Below are 21270 nucleotides of genomic sequence, written 5' to 3' on the forward strand. Positions count from 1 at the left end.
CTGAGACTCTGTCGTCGGTCGGACGTCGCCGCATGTCTGACCGCGTATGCCTCGGAGAACGCCAGTGCCCGGGGTTTGCCCGAGCCAACCCTCGGCCGAAGCAACCACCAACACCAATCGTTCGTGGGTCTGACGCGGATCAATGTGCACCGTCCATTTCGGGAGCAGACCTTCGGACGAAGTGGCTGTCCGCGGCAACAGTCGCTGTTTCGATCGAACGCCGTGTTTCAGCGTCTTTGCTGAGGAGTGCTCTCATGCCCCGTTATCGCCGCGTCCGACCTGAGACAGCTTGGCAGGGAACCCCGGCCAACGACGCCGGGTCCCGTGCTTCTCGGCGTCCCCGTTCGGGTCGAGCCGATCAGGCACGCCTTCCAATCATCGTGTTGCTGGTGGTGGGGGCCGTGTTTGCGGGATGTGTCGCGAGCGTCGGGGGCGCCGTACCGGCTTTTTCCCAGGTCGTCCGCCTCCTGACCGTAGACGTAAGAGAAGTCGCAAAGGGCTGGCGCACGACGAAACTGCACGGTAGCGCCGTCGTCAATGACAAGGATGAGAAGATCGGCAGCATCGACGACATGATCATTGGGAAGGATAAAGTCTTATTCGTTGTCATACAGGTGGGCGGATTCCTTGGGCTAGGCGGTCACCTGATTGCAACGCCCTTCGATCAGCTGAAACTCGATGATGAGAAAGGAAAGATCGTGCTGCCTGGCGCCAGCAAGGACGAACTGAGGAAACTGCCGGAGTTTCGCTACGTGACGTGACGGGTCATGGCGCGACGCTCGACTCGTCATCGACTGGCAACGCCGGCACTCCCGAAGACGAAGAGAGCAGACGGGGACAAGCTGAATCGCGATTCGATCGCACAGCGGCTATTCCAAAACGATGCTCTGAGGGCACGGTACGCCGATCGTCCGACGCGTACCGTGCCGAGCGATGCCTGAACCGGGTGCGATCCCGCTCTCCGCTGGCGCTGTCGTATCTCGGCTCGAACTTTGGTGAGGAGCATGCCGTGACGGATGCCGTAGAGGCGATCGCTCGGGCCATCCCGCGGCCCGAGGAGGAGCCGTCGCCGGCTCGCATAGAGGCGTTCAGCGATGGTGTCTTCGCGATCATCATCACCTTGCTGGTGCTTGATCTGCGTGTCCCGCGGGAGGATGCACTGGGTGGTCAGTCCCTCGATGCTGCGCTGATGCGGCAATGGCCGCTCTACGCAGCCTACGTCCTCAGCTTCCTGCAGGTGGGCGTGGTCTGGGCCAACCACCACACGATGTTCCACTATATTCGCCGCAGTGACCACGTGCTGTTGGTTCTCAATCTGCTGCTTCTGCTCTGCATCGCCGTCCTTCCCTTCACCACCGCGATGCTCGCGGAATATGCCCGCGCCGGGCATGCGGAGCGACAGCGCGCCGCCATGGTCTACAGCGCGGCGCTCTGCGCCGCAGGGCTCTGCTTCAGCGCAATGTGGCAGCATGCACTGCGCGCCGGCCTTGTCTCCCCGCGCGCCGACCAGCACCGGATGCAGGCACTGCGCTTCCATTGGATGCTCGTGCCGCTGCTGTATGGGTTCGCCTTCGTGATTGCCTGGGTCGATGCCCGCCTCAGCATCGCGATCTACATTGTCCTACTGCTCTATTATGCGCTGCCCGGACCTTCGGTCGTGCGTTGGCAGACACGCCGAGGGGCGCGGCTCGCCGCCCTGAGGTAAGCTTCGGTTGCACCCAGGGGTGATCAACAACCCGTCCCCGACCACGTACGGTGCCCAATGGCCGGCCTCGGAGAACACGCCGCCGTTCCGCTAAAGTGTATCCTGGACGAGGAAGGGGACGACCGCGGTCAGGTCCACGGCCTCCTCCTCGATGTTCGTAAGCCAGCCAGTCAGATCACTTTAACCGTCGCACCATTACTGCCTGCCCAAGAGCAAAAGCGATCAGTTGATTCGTGAAGCGCTTGCAAAGGCATGGCATTCACCCTCTTTCGGGGTTCAGGACGCTTGAGAAACTCGCGCTCAGTGCGAAACAGTTTGCTGGGTCGCGGCCAAGCCACGTCCGCTTCGGAGATAGTGTCACAAACCAGCAGACGACCGGCTTGGGCGCCTAGCCGAATGTCTGATCTTGCGCGCGACAGCGAGCCGGCATGACGTAGTCTGGCCGAAAGCCGCCGGTCCGCTACGGAGCGGTCCCACCGAAAAGCAGACGCTCCTCCCGCGATCCAATCAGGTCTCATCGCTACTTTCGGCACCGAGCCGCGGGAGACATCTGATCCGGTCATTTCAATCTGCGGTCAGACGACGTTAAGGATTTAGGATGGCCGTCCTGCCACGGACAGGAACTAGTAAGGTCTATTCGTTCCTGGGGTATGGATGTCTTCGATCCGTCGGTCGCCCCCGGTGACTGCACGGCCAGCTGGGGCGGCCTGACGGCGCGGAAGGGGATCGAGCTGATCCGCAGCCTGAGCGGCCTGAACATCGTGGCGATGAATTTCAACACCGTGAGCCTGCCGCAGGACGTGAGCGACATGGCCGCGCATCTTTGCGCGCATATGATCATGGAGGGGATGCTCCTGCTGGCTCGCCGGCATTACTTGATCCCGGAGCCGGCCTGAGTCTCGTCGGCCGGACCACCCAGGCGCAAGAGATCGCCCTCGACTCTCAACACTCGAAGAAAGACGACATCTGCGGCGGCAGGAGAGGCTGCCCCCTCCCACAACGGGCAAGCCCCTCCGTCCTCTCGAACCGGCGGTTCGTCACCGGGGACCGCGAACAAGGTGCGGTCCCGCCCGTGCCGCATGCAGCTTACCGATGCGCCGCTTGCGTCCAAGCCGATCCCCGGCCTTCCGGGGGATGACCGGTGCCGAAGTGCGACCCTCCGCCATCAGGTCGAAGATGCAGGCCCCCATGCGTTCGGATACGCCCTACGATGTCATCGTTGTCGGGATCGGCGGCATGGGCAGTGCCGCGGCCTGGCAGTTGGCCAAGCGCGGTCAGCGCGTGCTTGGGCTTGAGCGCTACGACATCCCCCACGCCATGGGCTCGTCCCATGGGATCAGCCGGATTATCCGTCTGCCCTACTACGAGGATCCGGCCTATGTGCCGCTCCTGCACCGGGCCTACGCGCTGTGGCGGGACCTCGAGGCGGCGACGGGCGACGAGATCCTGGTAATCACTGGCTCCATCGACGGCGGCGCGGAGGAGAGCGACGTCTTCCAGGGCGCCCTGGCCTCGGCCCGGCTGCACGACCTGCCCCACGAGGTCCTCACCGCCACCGCAGTCAACGAGCGGTTCCCGGCTTACCGGCTCCCGGTGGGCATGCGCGCCGTCTACCAGCCCCAGGGCGGGCTCGTGGCCAGCGAGCGGGCGATCGTCGCCCACGTCCGGGCCGCACAGGCCCACGGGGCGGAGATCCATGCCCGCGAGCAGGTTCTCGACTGGCAGGCGACCCCGGGAGGTGGGGTCGTCGTGCGGACCGATCACGGGACCTACGAAGCCGGGCGGCTGGTCCTGACGGCGGGGGCCTGGGCGGCGGATCTCGCCGCGCCCCTGACCGGTCTTGCCGTCCCGGAGCGCCAAGTGCTGGCATGGCTCCAGCCTCAGGAGCCCGCTTGGTTCGAGCCGTCGCGCTTTCCGGTCTTCAACTTGCAGGTGCCGGAGGGACGATACTACGGACTGCCCGTCTATGAGGTTCCGGGATTCAAGTTCGGGCGCTACCATCACCTCGGGGAGATCGGCGCCCCGGACGCCGTGCGGCGGGAGCCGGATGCCGCCGACGAGCGCCTCCTGCGCGACTTCGCGGAACGCTACTTCCCCGCCGGCAGCGGGCCAACCATGGCCTTGCGCGAATGCATGTTCACCAACACCCCCGACGAGCACTTCATCCTGGATCACCACCCGGACTACCCGCAGGTCGTGCTGGCCTCGCCGTGCTCGGGGCACGGCTACAAGTTTTGCTCGGTGATCGGCGAGATCCTTGCCGATCTTGCCAGCGGCGACGGGCGGACCCGCCACGAGATCGGCTTCCTGGGCCTCAAGCGGCCGGGCCTGAGCCCCGCCAATCCGTAGCGCCGGAGGCGTCACGGACTGGGAGCCGGCCGGGATCGGAAAGAGCCGAGGCCTATCTCCGCGGCGTGACCTCAAACAAGCAATGGTCGTGCGTGCCCTCCGCAGCACAATAGGCTTCCCGGGCCTGGAGATGCAGCGTCCGGCCCGAGGCCGCCGCCGCATATTCGAGCGAGCCTTCGAGCCACGCGGCGAACATCGTGCAGACCTTGCGGCCGAGGCGTCGGCGCTCCTCGTCCACAAAGGCCGAGTTCCGAAGTCGGACCGAGGCCGTGCCGGCCCCGAGATCGACGTCCAGCACCTCGAACTGCCCCCAGCCGCGCTGGGTGATGCGCCGCATATAGTGGTGGAAGGCCCCGAGGCCGTCCAACCCATGATGAGCGGCCTCCTTCTCGCACCAATGATAGGCCGAGCGATGGCCAGCGGGCCGCAGCACCTCCGCCAGCCGTTCGGGACCCAGTTCCGCTTCAAGGGCGAAGTGGTTGTTCAGGAAGAAATGCTGCGGCACCAGGATCATCGGCAGCGCGTCGACGGACCAGCGCCCGGTGGTGTCGTCGACCGCGATCTCTACCTGCGGCTTGCCCATAACCCTCACGCTCCCCACACGTCGCGCAGGAGCGCGAACCAGTTGCCGCCGATCACCCGCTCGATCCGCGCGGACGGCCAGCCGCGCCGCTCCATCGCCGCAGTCAGGTTCGGCCACTCGCCGATGGTGCGCAGGCCCTCGGGGTTGATCACCTCGCCGAAGTCGGTGAGCCGGCGGCCATAGCCTTTGTCGTGGGTGATCCAGTCGAAGAACGGCCGGCCGTAGCCCTGGGTAAAATCGGTGCCGATGCCGACCTTGTCCTCGCCGCACAGGTTCAGGACGTACTCGATCGCCTCGACGTAATCATCGACCGTCGAATCCGGTCCGCGCTTGAGGAAGGGCGGGAACATGGTCACGCCGACGAACCCGTCCCGCTCGGCGATGAAGCGAAGCTGCTCGTCGGACTTGTTGCGCGGGTGCGCCTTCAGCCCGGCAGGGAGGCAGTGCGAGTAGGCGACCCGCTGGCGGGAGCCGAGGATCACGTCCTCGCTCGTCTTCGGACCCACATGCGACAGGTCGGCCAGGATGCCGAGCCGGTTCATCTCACCCAGCACGTCATGGCCGAAGTCCGACAGGCCCCCGTCCCGGCGCTCGTAGCAGCCGGTGCCGACGAGGTTCTGGGTGTTGTACGCCATCTGGATGATGCCGACGCCGAGTTCCTTGAACAGGCCGAGATAGCCAACCTGGTCCTCGATCCCGGTGATGTTCTGCCAGCCGAGGATGATACCGGTCTTCCCGGCTTCCTTGGCGGCCTGAATGTCGGCGGTGGTGTAGATCTGCGTGATCAGGTCCGCATGTTCGCGGAAATACGCCTTCCAGCGCATCACGTTTCGCATCGTCTCCGTGAAATTCTCCCAGACGCAGCAGGTGCAGTTCGCGGCAGTCAGGCCGCCCTTGCGCATGTCTTCGAAGACCGGCCGGCCGAAGTCGGAGATGATCAGGCCGTCGATGACGATCGATCGGTCGTGCAGGTCGGACGGCATGCGCAGTCTCCGTGGGAGCTTCCCTGGTTCGGGGTGCCCTTGATCCTCCCTTCCGCCGGATGGCAGCTAGGACATTTCCGTCATCGGCTCGGTACGCACGCGCCGCGCCCCGCGGTTGCACCAATGGCGCATCCGTTCAGGAGCCAGCGCGCTTGCGTGCTAGTCTGCCCACGGCCCCGCTGCCTAGTCTGTTTCTGGACTGAAGACGGAGAGGCGGAATGGGTCGGATCACGCGGCGGTGCCTCGCAGGGGTGGTGGCGGGGGCGCTGCTCATCCCAGGATGGGCCGAGGCCAAGGACACGGTGAAGATCGCGTTCGTCGGCCCCCTCACCGGGCCGAACTCCCCCCACGGGATCGGCGCCCGCAACTCCGCCGAACTCGCCGTGAAGCTGTTCAACGCCGATCCGGCCCATCGTTATCAGTACGAGCTCGTCGTTCTAGACGACGAATGCAAACCGAATGTCGGCGTGCAGGTCGTGACCAAGCTCGGGTCTGACCGCAGCATCGCGGCGGCGGTGCCGCATTACTGCTCGGCCACCGCCATCGCCACGGTCGACGTGTTCCACCGCTTCAAGCTGCCGATGGTGGTCTGGGCGGCGGTGCTTCCCGAGATCACCTATGCCAACAAATACGCGGAAATCCACCGGGTGAGCGGCATCCTCATCGGCCAAAACCGGGTCGGTGCCCAATTCATGAAGGAGCAGGGTTACAAGACCTTTGTCTCCTTCGCCGACTCGACCGATTACGGGAAGTCGATGAACAAATATTTTACCGAGTTCACCAACGAGAACGGCGGAAAAATACTAGGAAATTTCGCGGTCGCGCCCGATCAGCAGGATCTCAGTGCCGAGCTGACGAAGATCAAAGAATTGAATCCGGAGGTGATCTATTTCGGCGGTCTCACGCCGCTGGGGACGCGGCTGCGGACGCAAATGGACAAGCTCGGGATCAAGGCGCAGCTCGAAGGCAACTCCGGGATCATGGGCGATGCGTTCATCAACGCCGTGGGACCGGATCTCGCCGAAGGTACCGTGACCTTCTTCGATTCGCCACCACTCTCAAAGATGCCCGGCGGCGCGGCCTTCACCGAAAACTACAAGGCGGCGGGCTTCCGGGAGCCGCCGGAGGCCTACGGCCCTTTCGCCTACATCGCCACCCACCTGCTGATGCAGAAAATCGAGGCGGTGGGTCCAGAGCGGGCGAAGATCACCGCGGCGCTCGGTGACGTGAAGGACGTGCCCTCGATCGTTGGGCCGATCACCTTCGACGACCACGGCCAGAATATCACGCCGCTCACCACGAAATACGTCGTTCAGGACGGCAAATGGCTCCTCTGGGAGGACAGTGAGTACGCAAGCGGCAAGCGCAAGTTGCTGCACCGCTGAGACCGAGCGATCGGAGATATGCGATGAGCGCGATCGGCCAGTACGTCCTCAACGGGCTCATGCAGGGGACGATCTACGGCCTCGTGGCGATGGGGTTCACGATCTTCTTCGGGGTGATGAACGTCATCAAGTTCTCCCACGGGGACGTGATGACGTTCGGAGCCTTCGGCGCCTTGGTCGCGGCGACTGCCGCCGCCGCCGCGGGGCTGCCGACCGGTGTGCAGATCCTGGCCGCCGTCTCGACGGCCGTGGGCCTTGCCGCGCTCCTCGGCGCCGGGATCTCCCGCCTCCTGATACTGCCCCTGCGCTCCGCCCCGCCCCTCAACCTGCTGCTGATGACGATGATGGTCGGCACCGTGATCCGCGAGGCGATCCGGCTGTTCTTCCCCAACGGCACCAATTCGCAGCGCTTCCCCGCCCTGCTGCCACCCGGGGGGGCGACCGTCGGTGGCGTCTTCGTCCGCTATGACGGGCTGATCCTGATCGTGGCCGGGCTCCTGATTATCGCCGTCGTCCACCACATCATCAACCGCACCCGCTTCGGGCTCGCGATGCGGGCGGTGGCGGAGGACCAGGAGACCGCTCGGACGATGGGGGTCAACTTCTTCCGTGTCGTCCCCCTGACCTTCGCCCTCGGTTCGGCGACGGCGGGCTTCGCGGGGGTGATCTCCGGCCTGTACTACAGCGAGATCAACTACGGCATGGGCCTGCTGATCGCGGTGATCGGCTTCAGCGCGGCTATCGTCGGCGGGCTCGGCAACCTCTGGGGGGCGATCCTCGGGGGCTACCTCTTTGCCGGGCTTCAAACCGTCGTCGTCGCCACCCTGCCGACCTTCAGCGAATACAAGAACGTCGTCGCCTTCGTCGCCGTCATCGCCCTGATCACGTGGCGCCCCACCGGGCTGCTGGCCGAGCGCGCCAGCGAGCGCGTCTGACCTCTCCTCCCGCCCGGATGACGTACCGATGCTGACGCGCCACCGCTCCACCCAAGACGAGGTCCCCCGGGACGCGCTGCCGATGGTGGCTGGGGTGAGTGCCCGGCGGGCTTCGGATTTCGCGATCTTCGCGGTTGTCGTGGCCGCCTGCGCCGGGGCGGTCGCTTTCCTGGTCCATGCGGAGGACCAAAGGGTCGTCCTCTCGGCGCTGGTGGCCTGCGGGATGGCGTGGTTCGCCGCCGCCCGGTTCCGGGTGATCGCCGCCGTGGAACGCGGCGCGGCCGGTCATCCCTGGCTGGCGCGGCTTGTGCTGGTGGCCGCCTGCCTTGCCGTCATCGTCGTCCTGCGCGAGGACAATTTCGGCCTCTTGATGCTGGCGACGGTGCTGATCTACGCCACGGTCTGCCTCGGCCTGACAATCCAGCTCGGCTATGCCGGCCTCTCGAATTTTTGCGCCGCGGCCTTTCTCGGCTGCGGCGGCTATACCGCAGCCGCCCTCGGCCGGGCGGAGGGAATCGCCATCCCGGACCTGGTGGTCATTCTCCTCGGGGGCGGTGTCGCCGTCGCGATCGGCTCGCTCCTCGTACTGCCGCTGTTGCGGACGCGGGGCCACTACGCCGCCCTAACGACACTGGCCTTCGGGGTGATGTTCAACGTCTTCCTGGACGCCAATGAGTTGCTCGGTGGCCCCCAGGGCCTGAAGCTCGCGCCGATCACGGTGTTCGGCTGGGACTTCTCGAACGACCTCGACTTGTTCGGCATGACGTTTTCCTTCTACGCCAACTACGTCATGCTGTGCCTCGCCCTCACCGCGGTGGCCCTGGCGCTCGTCGGTCTCCTCGATCGATCGTGGATCGGCATCCGTCTGGACGCAGTGCGGCTCGACGAGGTCGCCGCCCAGGTCTTCGGCCTCCGGATCGCCCGCTGGAAGATCCTCGCCTTCACCCTGGGCAACGTGCTCGCCGGGATGGCCGGGGCGATCTACGCCAAGATGACCGGCTTCATCGCCCCCAACAACTTCACCCTCGGCGACTCGCTGATGATGGTGTCGATCGTCATCTTGGGCGGGATCGGCAACCGCTGGGGGGTACTGCCGGCGGCGCTGATCGTCGTGCTGCTGCCGGAGAAACTGCAGTTCATTCAGGAATACCGGCTTTTGCTGTTCGCGGTGCTGGTGATCCTTGTCCTCGTCCTCAGTCCCGGCGGCCTGTTGCCCCGCCGGACGCGGACCCTCGTCGCGGGGCGCCAAGCATGAGCGCCGTGGCGGCAGCCCCTGCGATCCTGGAGGCGAAGGGCCTGTCCGTCCGCTTCGGCGGCCTCTTCGCCCTCAATGAACTCGACCTGACGGTCCGACGCGGCGAGGTGTTGGGTCTGATCGGCCCGAACGGCTCCGGCAAGACCACCTTTTTCAACGTCACGAGCGGCATCTACCCGGCTGCGGCCGGCTCCATCGTACTCGACGGCCGCGACATCACCCGCGAGCCCGCCCACGCGCTCGCTGGGCTCGGTCTCGCCCGGACCTTCCAGCGTTCGCGCTTGTGCCTGCCGCTCTCCGTCTTCGACAACATCGCGCTCGGCGCGCAGGAGCGCCTGCCGCAGGGTGTGATCGACAACCTCCTGCGCCGCCGCACCCTGGCGCGGGCCGTCGCGGCCCTCGCCGAGGAGGCTAGGGACCTCGCCCGGTTGTTCAACACGAACCTCGCCCGGCGTCTCGACGAGCCGGCCGTCGCCCTCGGCATGATCGACCGCCGCCGGGTCGAGATCTGCCGCGCCCTTATCGGACGGCCGAAGATCCTGCTGCTCGACGAGCCCTCCGCCGGCATGACCCACGATGAGACCAACCAGCTCATCGACGAGATCCTGGATGTGCAGCGCAGCCGCGGCGACCTGACTGTTATCATCGTAGAACACGAGATGGGGTTAATCGAGCGCATCACCGACCGCTGCGTCGTCCTCAACTACGGCCGCAAGATCTGCGAGGGCTGTTTCCGCGAAGTGGCCGCCGACCCGACCGTCCGCGAAGCCTATCTGGGGCATTCATGACCGCGCGCCTGACCATCGACGGCGTCTTCACCACGTACGACCGTGTCGATGTCCTCGACGACATCACTCTCGAGGTGGCCCCCGGACGGATCACATGTATCCTCGGCTCGAACGGCGCCGGCAAGACCACGCTGATCCGTTCGATCCTGCGCCTCACGCCGCCGCGCCGCGGCTCCATCTCCTTCGACGGGCGCAAGCTCGACGGGATGCAGACCCACGACGTGGTCAGTCTCGGGATCGGCTGCATTCCCGAGGGCCGCCGGATCTTTTCCAAGATGACCGTCGAGGAGAACCTTCGGCTCGGCGCCTACCGCGTGTCGTCCGAGCGGGAGATCCGGCGCAGGCTCGACGGCGTGCATGCCGTCTTCCCGCGCCTCGCGGAGCGGGCTCGCCAGCTCGCCGGCACGATGTCCGGTGGCGAGCAGGCGATGGTGTCGATCGGCCGGGGGCTGATGACCGATCCGAAGCTCCTCGTGATCGACGAGCCCTCGCTGGGGCTCTCGCCGCTCTTCGTGCAAGAGAACTTCAATGTGATCGCCCGGATCAATGCGACCGGCGTCACGGTCCTGCTCGTCGAGCAGAACGTGAACCAGACGCTGGCGATCGCCCATCACGGTTATGTCCTATCCGGCGGGCGCATCGTGGCGCAGGGCACCTCCGCGACGCTGCGGGACGACCCCGAATTGCAACGGGCTTATTTCGGCGCTGTGCACTGACTCCAGCGTCCCGCTGTTCGCTCGCCCCTGGTCCGCCTCTTGCAGTAGGAGACCGACCGGATCACAGTCCGGGCAAACGCACCGGATGGCATGACGACACCCCGGACACCGTCGACCATACCGCTGCAGGGGCCGAGCCGTCGCAAGCTGTCGCTCGGTTTCGTGTTGCTGCCCCACTTCACCCTTGTGGCCTTTTCGACCCTGATCGACATCCTACGTTTGTCCGCGGACGAGGGGGATCGCAGCCGACCCGAGCGCTGCTCATGGAGCTTGCTCGCTCCGGATCTGGAGCCGGTGACGTCGAGTTGCGGAATCCAGGTGATGCCCTGGGAGACGTTCTCGGATCCGACCCGGTTCGATTACATTGTCGTCGTGGGCGGGCTGCTCGACCGGCAGCCCTATAACTCCCGATCCCTCGCATTCATGCGAGAGGCTCATTCTGCCGGGGTGCGCCTCATCGGCATCTGCACCGGCGGCATCGCTTTGGCCGAGGCGGGGTTGATGCGCGGCCGCCGCTGCTGCGTAAGCTGGTACCACTTCACCGATCTCGTCGCGCGGCATGACGATGTGATCCCAGTCGCGGACCAACTCTTCGTGGAGGATGGCCCGTTCATCACCTGCGCGGGCGGTCTCGCCAGCCTGGATCTCGGGGCCTGGCTCATCGATCGGCACCTTGGTCCGGGACATGCGCAGAAGAGCTTGCATATTATGGTCACCGACCGGGCCCGTCCCGCGGCCGGGGCTCAGCCCCAGCCGCCAAGCGCCGGGATCGTCGAGGACAACCGGGTTCGCCGGGCGATGCTGCTGATTGAGCAGAATCTCAGCACGCCTCAGCGCGTTGAGAAAATTGCGCAGACCGTAGGACTTTCGAAGCGACAGCTCGAACGGGTCTTCCGCAAGCTCGTTGGCAAGAGCGTCCAGGAATACTCGCGGGACCTTCGCGTCCTCTATGGACGCTGGCTCCTTGCGAACTCGCCGCAGACCATCACGGAGGTCGCCACGGAATGCGGGTTCTCGGACGTATCCCACTTCAACCGTCTGTTCCGTCGCAGCTTCGGATGTTCGCCATCGACCATGCGCCGGGGTGACAGCCAAGGTTCGGTACAGGCGTCGGAGGAGTGGGATAGCCTGCGGGCGATCGCCGGATCTCCCGACAGCCAAGGCGATTTCCATCGCTTCCTGAACAATAATCCGGCCGGGGTCCTCGGAGTCGAACGGTTCCTGAGCTGTGAGCGGCGTCCCTACGCCCAGTAGCCCCCACGTAGCTCGGCTGACGATGTGTCGGACGGAATCGCCGCCGGCGCATCCAACATCGGCACACAATCGAGGTCCCGACATACAGACGTTGCTGCGGTGGCAATATTCAATCCTGCCCTGTACCCCCTAAGGAGACTGAGCAGTTCCGCTACGGCGCAGGGCATGCTGTGGATCGGTATAACCGCCTTCTACATTCCGCTAAGCACGGGACAGGCCGAAGTACTGCGATGAGAAGTCAGCTCATCGTGAGGTTAGGTCCGCTTTGAAGACACCGCGAGAAGTGAACGAATGCCCGCTATGGGCGCAAAGCCGAATATCGGCTTTCTGACGGCAACGCGCGGCGCGGAGCGGCCTGCCTACGCCTTGGGCAGTGAAGGGCACGGGTTCATAGGCCCATCGCCCCTCCAATCATGACACCGCTTCGTCCGGCGCTCCAACTTGCCTCGCCGCTGATCCAAGGGCACTCTGCGAAGCCACCAGCGTGAAGGGTGCATGATCTTGATGGTGCCAAGCACGAGCGATCGCGCATGAGGCGCCGCGAGGTTCTCGCCGCGCTGGCTGCCGCCTCTGTCGTGCGGCCCGCGGTGGCGCAGCCCGCGAAGGTCCTGCGCTTCATTCCGGAAAGCGACGTCGCGGTCATCGACCCGATCTGGACAACCGCGACTGTCACGCGCAACCACGGCTACCTCGTCTTCGACACCCTCTACGGCCAGACCGCGCGCTACGATTTCCAGCCGCAGATGGTGGAAGGGCATGCGATCGAGGCGGATGGCCGCCATTGGCGGCTCACCCTGCGCGAGGGCCTGCGCTTCCACGACGGCGAGCCGGTGCTGGCCCGCGACGCAGTGGCAAGCATCCGTCGGTTCGCCGCCCGCGACGCCTTCGCCCGAGCGCTGATGGAGGCCACCGACGAGCTCACCGCCGCCTCCGACCGTAACGTGGTGTTCCGCCTGAAGCGACCCTTTCCGCTGCTGCCCGCTGCGCTCGGCAAGACCGGCACCTCGATGCCCTGCATCATGCCGGAGCGCCTGGCGAAGACCGATCCCAATACGCAGGTCACCGAGATGGTCGGCTCCGGGCCGTTCCGCTTCAAGGCAGACGAGCGGGTCCCGGGGGCGCTCACCGTCTACGAGCGCTTCGACGGCTACGTGCCCCGCCCGGACGGCGTGGCGAGCTTCACCGCCGGGCCGAAGCGCGCGCATTACGACCGGGTCGAGTGGCGGATCGTGCCGGACGCCTCCACGGCTGCCAGTGCCTTGGCGGCCGGCGAGGTCGATTGGTGGCAGAACCCAACGCCGGACCTGCAGGGGCTGCTCCGGGCCAAGCCGCAGATCCGGCTGGAGGTGCTCGATCCGGTCGGCGGCGTCGGCTGCCTGCGCTTCAACCACCTGCACCCGCCCTTCGACAATCCCGCGATCCGCCGAGCGCTGCTTGGCGCTATCGACCAGACCGAGTTCATGAGCGCGGTCGCCGGCGACGAGCGCGCCCTGTGGAAGGACCATGTCGGCGTGTTCAGCCCGGACGCTCCGATGGCGACGCGCGACGGCACCGAGGTGTTGGTCGGCCCCCGCGACTTCGGCGCCGTAAAGCGCGCCCTCACTGCGGCCGGCTACAAGGGCGAGCGCGTCGTCATGCTCGACCCTACCGACTATCCCGCCACCCACCCGCTGGCGCTAGTTGCCGCCGAGGCGTTCCAGAAGAGCGGGCTGAATGTCGACGTCGTCGCGATGGACTGGGGCACCCTGGTGCAGCGCCGAGCGAGTCGCCAGTCCCCCGACAAGGGCGGCTGGAGCACCTTCGTTACCTACCTGAACGGCACCAATAACTTCGATCCCGCCGGCCAGCTCGGCATCCGCGGCAACGGCGATCAGGCCTGGTTCGGCTGGCCCCGTGCCCCGCGGCTCGAGGAGTTGCGCGCGCAATGGTTCGCCGCGCCCGATCCCGCGGCCCAGAAGGCGATCTGCGCCGAGATCCAGCGGCAGTTCTTCATCGACGTGCCGTACCTGCCGCTCGGCGCCTATTACGAGGCGACGGCCTCGCGCGGGCTGACCGGCCTGCGCACCGGCTTCCCGCAATTCTACGACGTCCGGCCGGCTTAGCGGCCTGCCCCCCCTCCCCCATGCCGAACCGGCCTCCGCATCGACGGAGCGCACCCGAGGAGACCGCAGCCGATGCGCATCGCCGTGGTCCAGTTCACCCACGAGACCGTGACGTTCCTGCCGAACGACACGACCCGCGACGACTTCATCTATCCGGGCTCCCCGGCGGGGGGCGAGGCGCTGCTCGCCACCGACCCCAAGGGCTACATGGGCGGCTTCGGCCAGGTCGCCCGGGAATACGAGGGGGTCGACCTCGTCGGCCTCACCTCGCCGCTCTGGCCGCGCACCGGCATCGGCTCAGGCTGGGTGACGCAGGACGCGTTTGCGCACTTCCTCGACGCGATGCTGGCGGAGCTAGAGGCGGGGGCGCCGTTCGACGGAGTCTACCTCGCGCTGCACGGCGCGATGGCGGTGCGCGGCGTGCCGCGCCCCGAGGCCGAAATCGCCCGACGGGTGCGGGCGGTGGTGGGGGCGGGCGTGCCCATCGCGGCGACCTTCGACCCGCACGGCAACGAGGATGCGGAGTTCCTGCACCACGCCGACATGGCGTTCGCGGTGAAGTACTTCCCGCACTACGACATGCATCTCCAGGGGCAGCGCGCGGCGCGGATGCTGGTGCGGACGATCCGCGGCAGCTTCCGGCCGGCGCACCTGACGATCCCGATCCCGATCCTCGCGCCGACCGTGGTGATGTGGACCGGCGCCTCGCCGTGGTCCGACCTGATCCAGCGCGCCTTGGTCTGGGAGGCGCGGGAGCCCGATGTCTTCGTCAACGTGTATTTCGGCTTCCCCTGGTCGGACGGGCCGGATGCCGGCATGGCGGTTCAGGTCCTGACGAACGGCGATCATGCCCTCGCCGACCGGATCGCCCGCGACATGGCGGCCTGGACGTGGCGGCACCGCGCGGCGCTGGTGTCGAGCGTCGCGATCCACCCGATGCGGGAAGGCATCGCCAAGGCATCCGAGGCTGCGCGGGCGGGCGGCGCGCCGGTCGTGCTCGCCGATTACAGCGACCGCTCGGGCCGGGCGACATGGCTGCTCGCCGAGGTGCTGGCCCAGGGGCTGGAGCGCACGCTGATCGCAACGGTCGCCGCGCCCATGCTTCTGGGCCGGCTGCTGGCCGGGGGCGTGAAGGCCGGCGATCCGTTCGACGCGGAGGTCGGCGGCCCCGTGGCCGGCGAGGCGGAACCCTCCGCGGGCGTCTCGGTCCGCGTCACCGGCACGGTGTGTGCGGTCGTCGAGGTCACGACCGGCCGGGGCGCCGGGACGTGGCTCTGCGTCGCCTTCGGCCGGGGCAACGTGCTGGTCCTCAGCCCCTACCTCGTTCAGATCATGGAGCCGTCGGAACTCTGGGATCTCGGCCTGACACCCGAGGATTTCGACGTGGTGGCGATCAAGTCCCGGGTTCATTTTCGCCGGGGTTTCGACGACGGCGGCTATGCACGGACGATTCTGCTGGTCGAGCCGCCCGAGCCGTTCGTCGGGACGGTCCACCTGGACGCCCTCCCCTACCAGCATCTCAACGTCGCCGACTTCTATCCCTACGGCGATCCCGCCTTCGACGTCGGATAGCCAGATGGTCCGTCTCGGCGATGCCGTCGCGGCGGCCCCGCGCTACATCGGCGCCATGCGGAACGCGCCGGTCCTCTCCCTCCCCCGCCTCGATCGCCTCGGCGACCGCTTGGCTGACGATGTCGCCACGGGCGCGATCGCGGGGGCCGACCTGCTCGTCGGCGGGACGGGCGGGGACATCTGGCGGCGTACCGTTGGCTTCCGCGACAGCGTCGCGGGCGACGACCTGAAGCCCGACGCGCTCTGGCGCATCTACTCGATGACCAAGGTCGTCGTCTCGGTCGCCGCCCTGGTCCTGGCCGAGCACGGCGCCCTGCGCCTCGATCAGCCGGTCGCGGATTTCATCCCCGCCTTCGGACGCCTCGCCGTGCAGGGCCCGGAGGGCGGCCTGAGGCCGGCCGGGAGCGTGCCGACCGTTCAGGATCTGCTGCGCCACACTGCCGGGATCGCGTACGGCTATCTCGGCGATGGACCGACGCGGCGGGCCTACGAGGCCGACGGCCTGCTCGCCGAGGATCTCGACAACGCGGCCTTTGCCGAGCGGATCGCCCGCCTGCCGTTGGAGCACGAGCCCGGCACGGTCTGGCACTACTCGCACGCCACCGACATCCTCGGCCACGTCCAGGAGGTGGCCGGCGGCACGGATCTGCAGGGCGTCCTCGACGCGACCCTCCTCGGGCCGCTCGGGCTCGCCGACACCCGGTTCCGGATCCCGACGGCGCTGGCCGGGCGCGTCGCCCAGCCGCTGCCGCAGGCGTTCGGGCAGCGGCCGGTCTTCCACGATCCCACCGAGCCCCGGCGCAGCCAGCGGGGCAATGGCGGCCTCGTGTCGAGCACGGCGGATTACGCCCGCTTCCTGCGCATGCTGCTGGCCGGCGGCGCCCTCGGCGGCGTGCGGATCCTGGCCCCGGCGAGCGTGCGGCTCATGACCTCGGATCATCTCGGGACGGCGATCGGGAAGGGCTCCTACTATCCGCCGGGGTCGGGCTACGGCTTCGGTCTGGGGGTGGCGGTCCGGCTCGCGGCCGGCGAGGCGCCGGTTCCGGGCAGCGTCGGCGACTGGTTCTGGAGCGGCGTCGGGGGCACCTACTTCTGGGTCGATCCGGCGGCGGGCTTCTTCGCTCTCCTAATGATGCAGACGTCATCGGCCACGCAGCGCCAGCATTACCGCACGCTGACCCGCGCCATGGTCTACGCCGCGCTCCACGCCGCCTGAGGTGAAAGATGCCGCCCCGGCGTCTCAGCTCTGATCTTTGGTGAGACTGCGACATCGTTATGATCCAGGCGTCCACGCCGTCCAGGATCGCGCGATGTCGTCCCCTCTCTCAGAAGTCGTCGCCTTAGCCTCGCGGTTGATCCCGCTCGACACCCGCAGCAGCCGCAGCAATCGCGGACTCGCCGACATGATCGTCAGCGAGCTACCGGAATTTGCGGTCGAGCGGCTGGACTTCACCGACTCGGAGGGCGTCGAGAAAACCGCGCTCGTCGCCCTGCGCGGCGAGGCCGGTGGCTGCCTCGCCTTTCCGGCGCACATGGACACGGTGCCGCCGGTCAGCTGGGCGCGCGATCCGTTCCAACCCGCGGTCCAGGACAATCGGCTCTACGGTCTGGGAAGTTGCGACATGAAAGGGCCGATGGCCGCGGCCATCGTCGCCGCCCGCAGCCTGCCCACCGCCCACGCCGTGATGCTGCTGCTGACGTGTGACGAGGAGACGACCAAGGCCGGCGCTCGGCGCATCGCCGCCGAGAGCCAGATGCTCAAGACTCACCCACCCGCCGGCATACTCGTCGCCGAACCGACAAACCTGCGCCCCCTGCGCGGGCATCGCTCCGACGTGCAGTTCACCGTAACGGCCCGCGGCATCCAGGCCCATTCCTCGACAGCGGATGGACTGAATGCCGACATCGCCCTGATTCCGTTCCTTTCCGAGATGCGAGACATCTACCTCGCCCTGCGCGCAGATCCCCGGCTTCAAGATCAAAACTACGTGCCGCCCTGGTGCGATCTCAACATCATCGTCGACAATCATGGCACAGCGATCAACATCACAGCCCCGCTGGCGACTTGCCGGATGAAGTTCCGGTACTCGAAGGCGATCGATCCGATGTGGGTCATCGAGCGCGTTGAGACGGCCGCGCGCCGTCATGGCTTGGACCTCGTCGTACGTCAGGAGGGGACACCGCCCGAATTGGCAATTGAGCATCCCATGGTGCAGTTGGCCGCGGCCGTCACCGCAGCGTCGCCCGATGTCGGTGCGTTCGGCAGCGATGGCTCGCAGTTCGCCACAGTGGCACCGACCTTGATCCTCGGTCCAGGCTCGATGGAGCAGGCGCACAAGTCGGAGGAGTTCATCGACCTCGAGCAGCTCGAACGATCGATCACGATCTTTCAACAATTGGCCATCGCGCTGCCCATGGCCGCCCGATAGCTGTCAAATCTGGTGGCGTGCTGGCGAAACAAGTGACCTAGCCTCGCGTCCATTATGGGGCGTTGAGGTGCTGCCGCCGGCCGGAGTTGGCCGATACCCGCCGGTCCGCTTCGGGGGTCCAACTGCACGGGAGCGGCCACGCGAAGCGGTTCAGGCGAAGGCCTCAGGGTACGCCCCATCAACCGGATCGCGGCTTCGAAAGTCATCTTAAGGCGCGACGCGGCAGCGGCTCTCGCGCCGCCCGATCTTCGGTCCTGATCGCGCTGCCTTTGGACCCGGCCGGTACTGGCTGGCTCGATGCGCCGCATCGCGGCAGGCCACCGCCTCGACGGAAAGCGTTCTACGCGCGTCGTCCGATCACGAGCGTGACCGGCTGTCCCGCACAGGTCTCGATGGCGGCAAACTCACGCGAGCGAAGTTCAGCCTCAATAGCAGCACACGACCATAGGTGGCCGCCGCTTCGGGCCAGCCGCAGGGCTGCAAGCGCGGCGCCGACCGGATCCGGAGGCGGGGCGTAGAGCCCGACAACGAGGTATCCCTTCGGCTCTAGGGCAACCGTCAGCCGGTCGAGCGCCGTCCGAGCCGCGTCCTCAGAGAGGAAGGGTGCCGGAAGCCACGTCAGCGAGTAGCCGGCTGGATCCTCGATCTGGGTCACATCCTGCAGGCGGAGATCGATACGGCTGCGGAATGGGCTTGCCGCCACGTTTGCACGGGCCAGTGCGAGGGCCGGCTCCCAGATGTCCAGGCCCACGACATGCAGCGCGGGCCACTGCGCTGCGGCCTCGAGAGCGATGCCGCCCACACCCGTGCCGACATCCAGGAAGCGCCCGGTGAGTGCGGCTGCGAGCGCCGGGCGCTCGGCTGCCAGGGCCGCCAAGCGCCGTACGACGACGCGCGAGGCTTGGCCCTGAGCCTGCAACATCGCAGGATCGCGGACCTGCCAGACGGGCGGGCGCTCCGGACACTCGAACAGTTCCCTGGTCTCCTGCAGCGCGTGCGTGACGGAGGCCAGGGACGCGGAGACCTGCGCCTGATCAAGGTCACCGAGGTCCCCCGGCACTACGGCGGCAACCACATCGTGCAACCGGCGCGCGACCTCGGGATGAACCTCCAGCGCCTCCTGCCGCAGGCGTAAGGCTGCACCGATCGCGGCAAGGCCTCTTGCCGCATCGCCCATCTGCCGCAGCGTGCGTTCAACGTCTTGGAAAGTCATCGGCGACCGCCAGAGTGATGATCACCACGACGCGGCGTGGCGCCGGAAGGAGAAGAGCCCGGCCCGGCAGGCTCAGAACCGTGCCGGGCCACCCGCAGGGTGATCACAGGCCGTGAGCCCGGGCGATCATCTGTGCCGCCTGCTCTCCGATGATGGCGCACGCGGCCTGAATGTTTCCCGCCGTCACACGCGGCATGATCGAAGCATCCGCGATGCGCAGAGCGTCGATCCCGTAGACGTTCAGCGATGCATCGACCACCGAGAGGGCATCGCGGCCCATCTTGGCCGTGCAGCTCTGGTGCCAGTAGGTCACGGCGGCATCACGGATGAAGTCTTCGAGCGCGTCTCCCTTGATGTCGCCCGGCACGGCCTCTCCGCGGACATGCGACCGAAACGCCTGAGCGTTGCCCAGCGCGCGGCACAGTTCCACGCAGGCGACGGCCGTCGACATATCGGCGGGATCGGACATCATGTTGGCCTCGATCGCCAACGGCACCAAGGGGTCGGCACTCGTCAGCCGAAGCCGGCCTCGGCTCGCCGGGCGCGCCAGACCGGCGAACATGGTCCAGCCCTGCGCGGGCACGCCGCGCGCCGCGGTCCGATCGCTCGGCACGGGAAATTCGACCTGGCAGAAGAGCACATCCGGCGCATCGAGCCCGGGGCGGCTCGTCCAGTACAGGGTCGCCTCGCTGCCGCTGTTACGGGGGGCGATGGGTTCGGCATACTCCCAGATGCATCCGAACGAGACGTGGTCCTGAAAATTCTGTCCGACGCCCGGCAGGTGCTGCACCACCGGGATGCCGAAGCGCGTCAGCTCCGCCTGGTCCCCGATGCCGGAATGCATCAGAACCTTGGGCGTCTGGATGGCGCCCAGCGACAGCACCACCTCGGCCCGGGCTCTGATCTCCAGGACCTGCCCGGCGCGAACCACTTCGACGCCGACCGCGCGCTGCTGCTCGAACAGGACGCGCCGCACGGTCGTGTCAGTGAGGACCGTCAGGTTGGGGCGGTCGAGCCAAGGGTGGACATAGGCCCGGTAGAGCGATTGGCGCCGGCCGTCGCGAACCAGCATGTCTGAGATCGCGGCGCCGCCCGGCCCCTCCATCATCACGCCGTTCGGATGCGCGAACGTCGGGATGCCGACCTCGCGGGCCGCATCGAGCATCGCGTGTGCGATGGGGCTGGGATCCGAAGCGGGCTGGACCCAGACCGGTCCGGCATCGCCGCGATACCGAGGATCGGGTGAACCCTGCCAGTTCTCGATACGACGATAGATCTGGAGGACGTTGTCGTAACTCCACCCCGCATCGCCAGCCTCTGCAGCGAAGCAGTCCCAATCACTGCGGTGTCCGCGCGCCCAGACCATCACGTTGATGCTGGAGCCGCCCCCGAGACCTTTGCCCATCGACATCGACAGGGCGCGATTGTTCAGGTGCGGGTTCGGCTGCGCCTGAAATCCCCAATCCCGCTCGCTGCCCAAGTTGGCCGGCCATTGTGCAGGGTCGAGCACCGTCTCGGCATCGTCGCTGCCTCCGGCTTCGATCAGCAGCACGCGGAGGTCGGGATTTTCCGCGAGGCGCCGCGCCACGACCGAGCCCGAGGATCCGGCGCCGCAAATGATGACATCGTATTGCGACCGCAGCTCGGCGACCAGGCGCTGCTGATTCTCCTGCGCGCGTCGGGATGTATCGCGGTCCTCGCGACGAGACTGGCTCATGATAGGCAACATCCTTCTCCTGCTCCGCTGCCGTTGCTGAGAAACGGTACGGTTTATCCCGCCAACACTGCGGGTCCCGCGAAAATGATCCTGATCCGCAGGAATTCGGGTGGATGTTCCATGCCTTCGACCTCCGCGACTGTGATCGTCGTCACACCGGAAGAGCGGGCTGAAGTTCACGAGGGCCTGTTCGCTTCGGCCCCCGAATGCGTTACAGAGATCTTCGCGGTTCTGCAGGCCGCGCGTCTCGTGATAGGCTCCGGTCACCCCCACGCCATTGTCGT

At 66.9% G+C, this 21270-nt stretch carries 18 protein-coding genes; 14 read left to right on the forward strand and 4 right to left on the reverse strand.

What is annotated here, in order from left to right; genetic code table 11:
* Window positions 1-254: 254 nt before the first annotated feature.
* The 4 genes from MKL20_RS02940 to solA all read left to right on the forward strand — a co-directional run bounded on the left by MKL20_RS02940 (window position 255) and on the right by solA (window position 4054).
* Window positions 255-761 carry a PRC-barrel domain-containing protein gene (locus MKL20_RS02940; RefSeq protein ID WP_244035412.1) on the forward strand — a complete coding sequence of 169 codons (507 nt, stop codon included), beginning with the start codon at window positions 255-257 and terminating at the stop codon, window positions 759-761.
* A gap of 248 nt (window positions 762-1009) precedes the next feature.
* Window positions 1010-1705, forward strand: coding sequence for a TMEM175 family protein (locus MKL20_RS02945; RefSeq protein ID WP_244035413.1), 696 nt, complete (start codon window positions 1010-1012; stop codon window positions 1703-1705).
* A gap of 650 nt (window positions 1706-2355) precedes the next feature.
* On the forward strand, window positions 2356-2601 hold the full coding sequence (locus MKL20_RS02955; RefSeq protein WP_244035414.1) for an arginase family protein: 246 nt from the start codon (window positions 2356-2358) through the stop codon (window positions 2599-2601).
* A gap of 292 nt (window positions 2602-2893) precedes the next feature.
* Window positions 2894-4054, forward strand: a complete 1161-nt coding sequence (gene solA / locus MKL20_RS02960) for an N-methyl-L-tryptophan oxidase (protein WP_244035415.1) — start codon at window positions 2894-2896, stop codon at window positions 4052-4054.
* A gap of 52 nt (window positions 4055-4106) precedes the next feature.
* On the opposite strand, the gene MKL20_RS02965 is transcribed toward solA, so the two are convergent.
* Both MKL20_RS02965 and MKL20_RS02970 read right to left on the reverse strand, forming a co-directional pair.
* A complete protein-coding gene (locus MKL20_RS02965) occupies window positions 4107-4637 on the reverse strand; it encodes a 4-vinyl reductase (protein WP_244035416.1) in 531 nt (176 codons plus the stop codon).
* Window positions 4638-4642: 5 nt separating this feature from the next.
* Complete coding sequence (locus MKL20_RS02970) at window positions 4643-5620, reverse strand: dipeptidase (RefSeq protein WP_050735878.1); 978 nt, start codon at window positions 5618-5620, stop codon at window positions 4643-4645.
* Window positions 5621-5838: 218 nt separating this feature from the next.
* Here MKL20_RS02970 and MKL20_RS02975 point away from each other — a divergent pair, with 218 nt between their 5' ends.
* The 10 genes from MKL20_RS02975 to MKL20_RS03020 all read left to right on the forward strand — a co-directional run bounded on the left by MKL20_RS02975 (window position 5839) and on the right by MKL20_RS03020 (window position 18056).
* Window positions 5839-7005 carry a branched-chain amino acid ABC transporter substrate-binding protein gene (locus MKL20_RS02975; RefSeq protein WP_244035417.1) on the forward strand — a complete coding sequence of 389 codons (1167 nt, stop codon included), beginning with the start codon at window positions 5839-5841 and terminating at the stop codon, window positions 7003-7005.
* A gap of 23 nt (window positions 7006-7028) precedes the next feature.
* On the forward strand, window positions 7029-7940 hold the full coding sequence (locus tag MKL20_RS02980) for a branched-chain amino acid ABC transporter permease (RefSeq protein ID WP_244035418.1): 912 nt from the start codon (window positions 7029-7031) through the stop codon (window positions 7938-7940).
* Between the two features lie 28 nt (window positions 7941-7968).
* Window positions 7969-9195 carry a branched-chain amino acid ABC transporter permease gene (locus MKL20_RS02985; RefSeq protein WP_244035419.1) on the forward strand — a complete coding sequence of 409 codons (1227 nt, stop codon included), beginning with the start codon at window positions 7969-7971 and terminating at the stop codon, window positions 9193-9195.
* On the forward strand, window positions 9192-9983 hold the full coding sequence (locus tag MKL20_RS02990) for an ABC transporter ATP-binding protein (RefSeq protein WP_244035420.1): 792 nt from the start codon (window positions 9192-9194) through the stop codon (window positions 9981-9983). Before MKL20_RS02985 ends, MKL20_RS02990 begins: the two co-directional genes overlap by 4 nt.
* Complete coding sequence (locus MKL20_RS02995) at window positions 9980-10699, forward strand: ABC transporter ATP-binding protein (RefSeq protein ID WP_244035421.1); 720 nt, start codon at window positions 9980-9982, stop codon at window positions 10697-10699. Before MKL20_RS02990 ends, MKL20_RS02995 begins: the two co-directional genes overlap by 4 nt.
* A 90-nt stretch (window positions 10700-10789) precedes the next feature.
* The gene (locus tag MKL20_RS03000; protein ID WP_244035422.1) at window positions 10790-11953 is read left to right on the forward strand and encodes a GlxA family transcriptional regulator; all 1164 of its coding nucleotides are present in this window, start codon (window positions 10790-10792) and stop codon (window positions 11951-11953) included.
* Between the two features lie 530 nt (window positions 11954-12483).
* Window positions 12484-14055, forward strand: coding sequence for an ABC transporter substrate-binding protein (locus MKL20_RS03005; RefSeq protein ID WP_244035423.1), 1572 nt, complete (start codon window positions 12484-12486; stop codon window positions 14053-14055).
* Between the two features lie 72 nt (window positions 14056-14127).
* The gene (locus tag MKL20_RS03010; RefSeq protein ID WP_244035424.1) at window positions 14128-15627 is read left to right on the forward strand and encodes a M81 family metallopeptidase; all 1500 of its coding nucleotides are present in this window, start codon (window positions 14128-14130) and stop codon (window positions 15625-15627) included.
* A gap of 4 nt (window positions 15628-15631) precedes the next feature.
* Window positions 15632-16843, forward strand: a complete 1212-nt coding sequence (locus tag MKL20_RS03015) for a serine hydrolase domain-containing protein (RefSeq protein ID WP_244035425.1) — start codon at window positions 15632-15634, stop codon at window positions 16841-16843.
* A 94-nt stretch (window positions 16844-16937) separates the two neighbouring features.
* A complete protein-coding gene (locus MKL20_RS03020; RefSeq protein WP_244035426.1) occupies window positions 16938-18056 on the forward strand; it encodes a M20/M25/M40 family metallo-hydrolase in 1119 nt (372 codons plus the stop codon).
* Window positions 18057-18396: 340 nt separating this feature from the next.
* Here MKL20_RS03020 and MKL20_RS03025 read toward each other — a convergent pair whose 3' ends face one another.
* Window positions 18397-19269: a methyltransferase domain-containing protein gene (locus MKL20_RS03025; RefSeq protein ID WP_244035427.1), complete on the reverse strand. Its 873-nt coding sequence runs from the start codon at window positions 19267-19269 to the stop codon at window positions 18397-18399.
* 103 nt (window positions 19270-19372) lie between these two features.
* The gene (locus tag MKL20_RS03030; RefSeq protein ID WP_244035497.1) at window positions 19373-20986 is read right to left on the reverse strand and encodes a GMC family oxidoreductase; all 1614 of its coding nucleotides are present in this window, start codon (window positions 20984-20986) and stop codon (window positions 19373-19375) included.
* Window positions 20987-21270 lie beyond the last annotated feature (284 nt).

The sequence above is a fragment of the Methylobacterium sp. E-066 genome (assembly GCF_022829635.1).
Lineage (GTDB): Bacteria > Pseudomonadota > Alphaproteobacteria > Rhizobiales > Beijerinckiaceae > Methylobacterium.

Coding starts and splice junctions, on each gene's coding strand:
- MKL20_RS02955 (WP_244035414.1), top strand. CDS start 2,356: ATGGATGTCTTCGATCCGTCGGTCGCCCCCGGTGACTGCACGGCCAGC.
- MKL20_RS02985 (WP_244035419.1), top strand. CDS start 7,969: ATGCTGACGCGCCACCGCTCCACCCAAGACGAGGTCCCCCGGGACGCG.
- solA (WP_244035415.1), top strand. CDS start 2,894: ATGCGTTCGGATACGCCCTACGATGTCATCGTTGTCGGGATCGGCGGC.
- MKL20_RS02995 (WP_244035421.1), top strand. CDS start 9,980: ATGACCGCGCGCCTGACCATCGACGGCGTCTTCACCACGTACGACCGT.
- MKL20_RS03025 (WP_244035427.1), bottom strand. CDS start 19,269: ATGACTTTCCAAGACGTTGAACGCACGCTGCGGCAGATGGGCGATGCG.
- MKL20_RS03005 (WP_244035423.1), top strand. CDS start 12,484: ATGAGGCGCCGCGAGGTTCTCGCCGCGCTGGCTGCCGCCTCTGTCGTG.
- MKL20_RS02980 (WP_244035418.1), top strand. CDS start 7,029: ATGAGCGCGATCGGCCAGTACGTCCTCAACGGGCTCATGCAGGGGACG.
- MKL20_RS02975 (WP_244035417.1), top strand. CDS start 5,839: ATGGGTCGGATCACGCGGCGGTGCCTCGCAGGGGTGGTGGCGGGGGCG.
- MKL20_RS02990 (WP_244035420.1), top strand. CDS start 9,192: ATGAGCGCCGTGGCGGCAGCCCCTGCGATCCTGGAGGCGAAGGGCCTG.
- MKL20_RS03030 (WP_244035497.1), bottom strand. CDS start 20,986: ATGAGCCAGTCTCGTCGCGAGGACCGCGATACATCCCGACGCGCGCAG.
- MKL20_RS02970 (WP_050735878.1), bottom strand. CDS start 5,620: ATGCCGTCCGACCTGCACGACCGATCGATCGTCATCGACGGCCTGATC.
- MKL20_RS02965 (WP_244035416.1), bottom strand. CDS start 4,637: ATGGGCAAGCCGCAGGTAGAGATCGCGGTCGACGACACCACCGGGCGC.
- MKL20_RS03015 (WP_244035425.1), top strand. CDS start 15,632: ATGGTCCGTCTCGGCGATGCCGTCGCGGCGGCCCCGCGCTACATCGGC.
- MKL20_RS03020 (WP_244035426.1), top strand. CDS start 16,938: ATGTCGTCCCCTCTCTCAGAAGTCGTCGCCTTAGCCTCGCGGTTGATC.
- MKL20_RS02940 (WP_244035412.1), top strand. CDS start 255: ATGCCCCGTTATCGCCGCGTCCGACCTGAGACAGCTTGGCAGGGAACC.
- MKL20_RS03010 (WP_244035424.1), top strand. CDS start 14,128: ATGCGCATCGCCGTGGTCCAGTTCACCCACGAGACCGTGACGTTCCTG.
- MKL20_RS03000 (WP_244035422.1), top strand. CDS start 10,790: ATGACGACACCCCGGACACCGTCGACCATACCGCTGCAGGGGCCGAGC.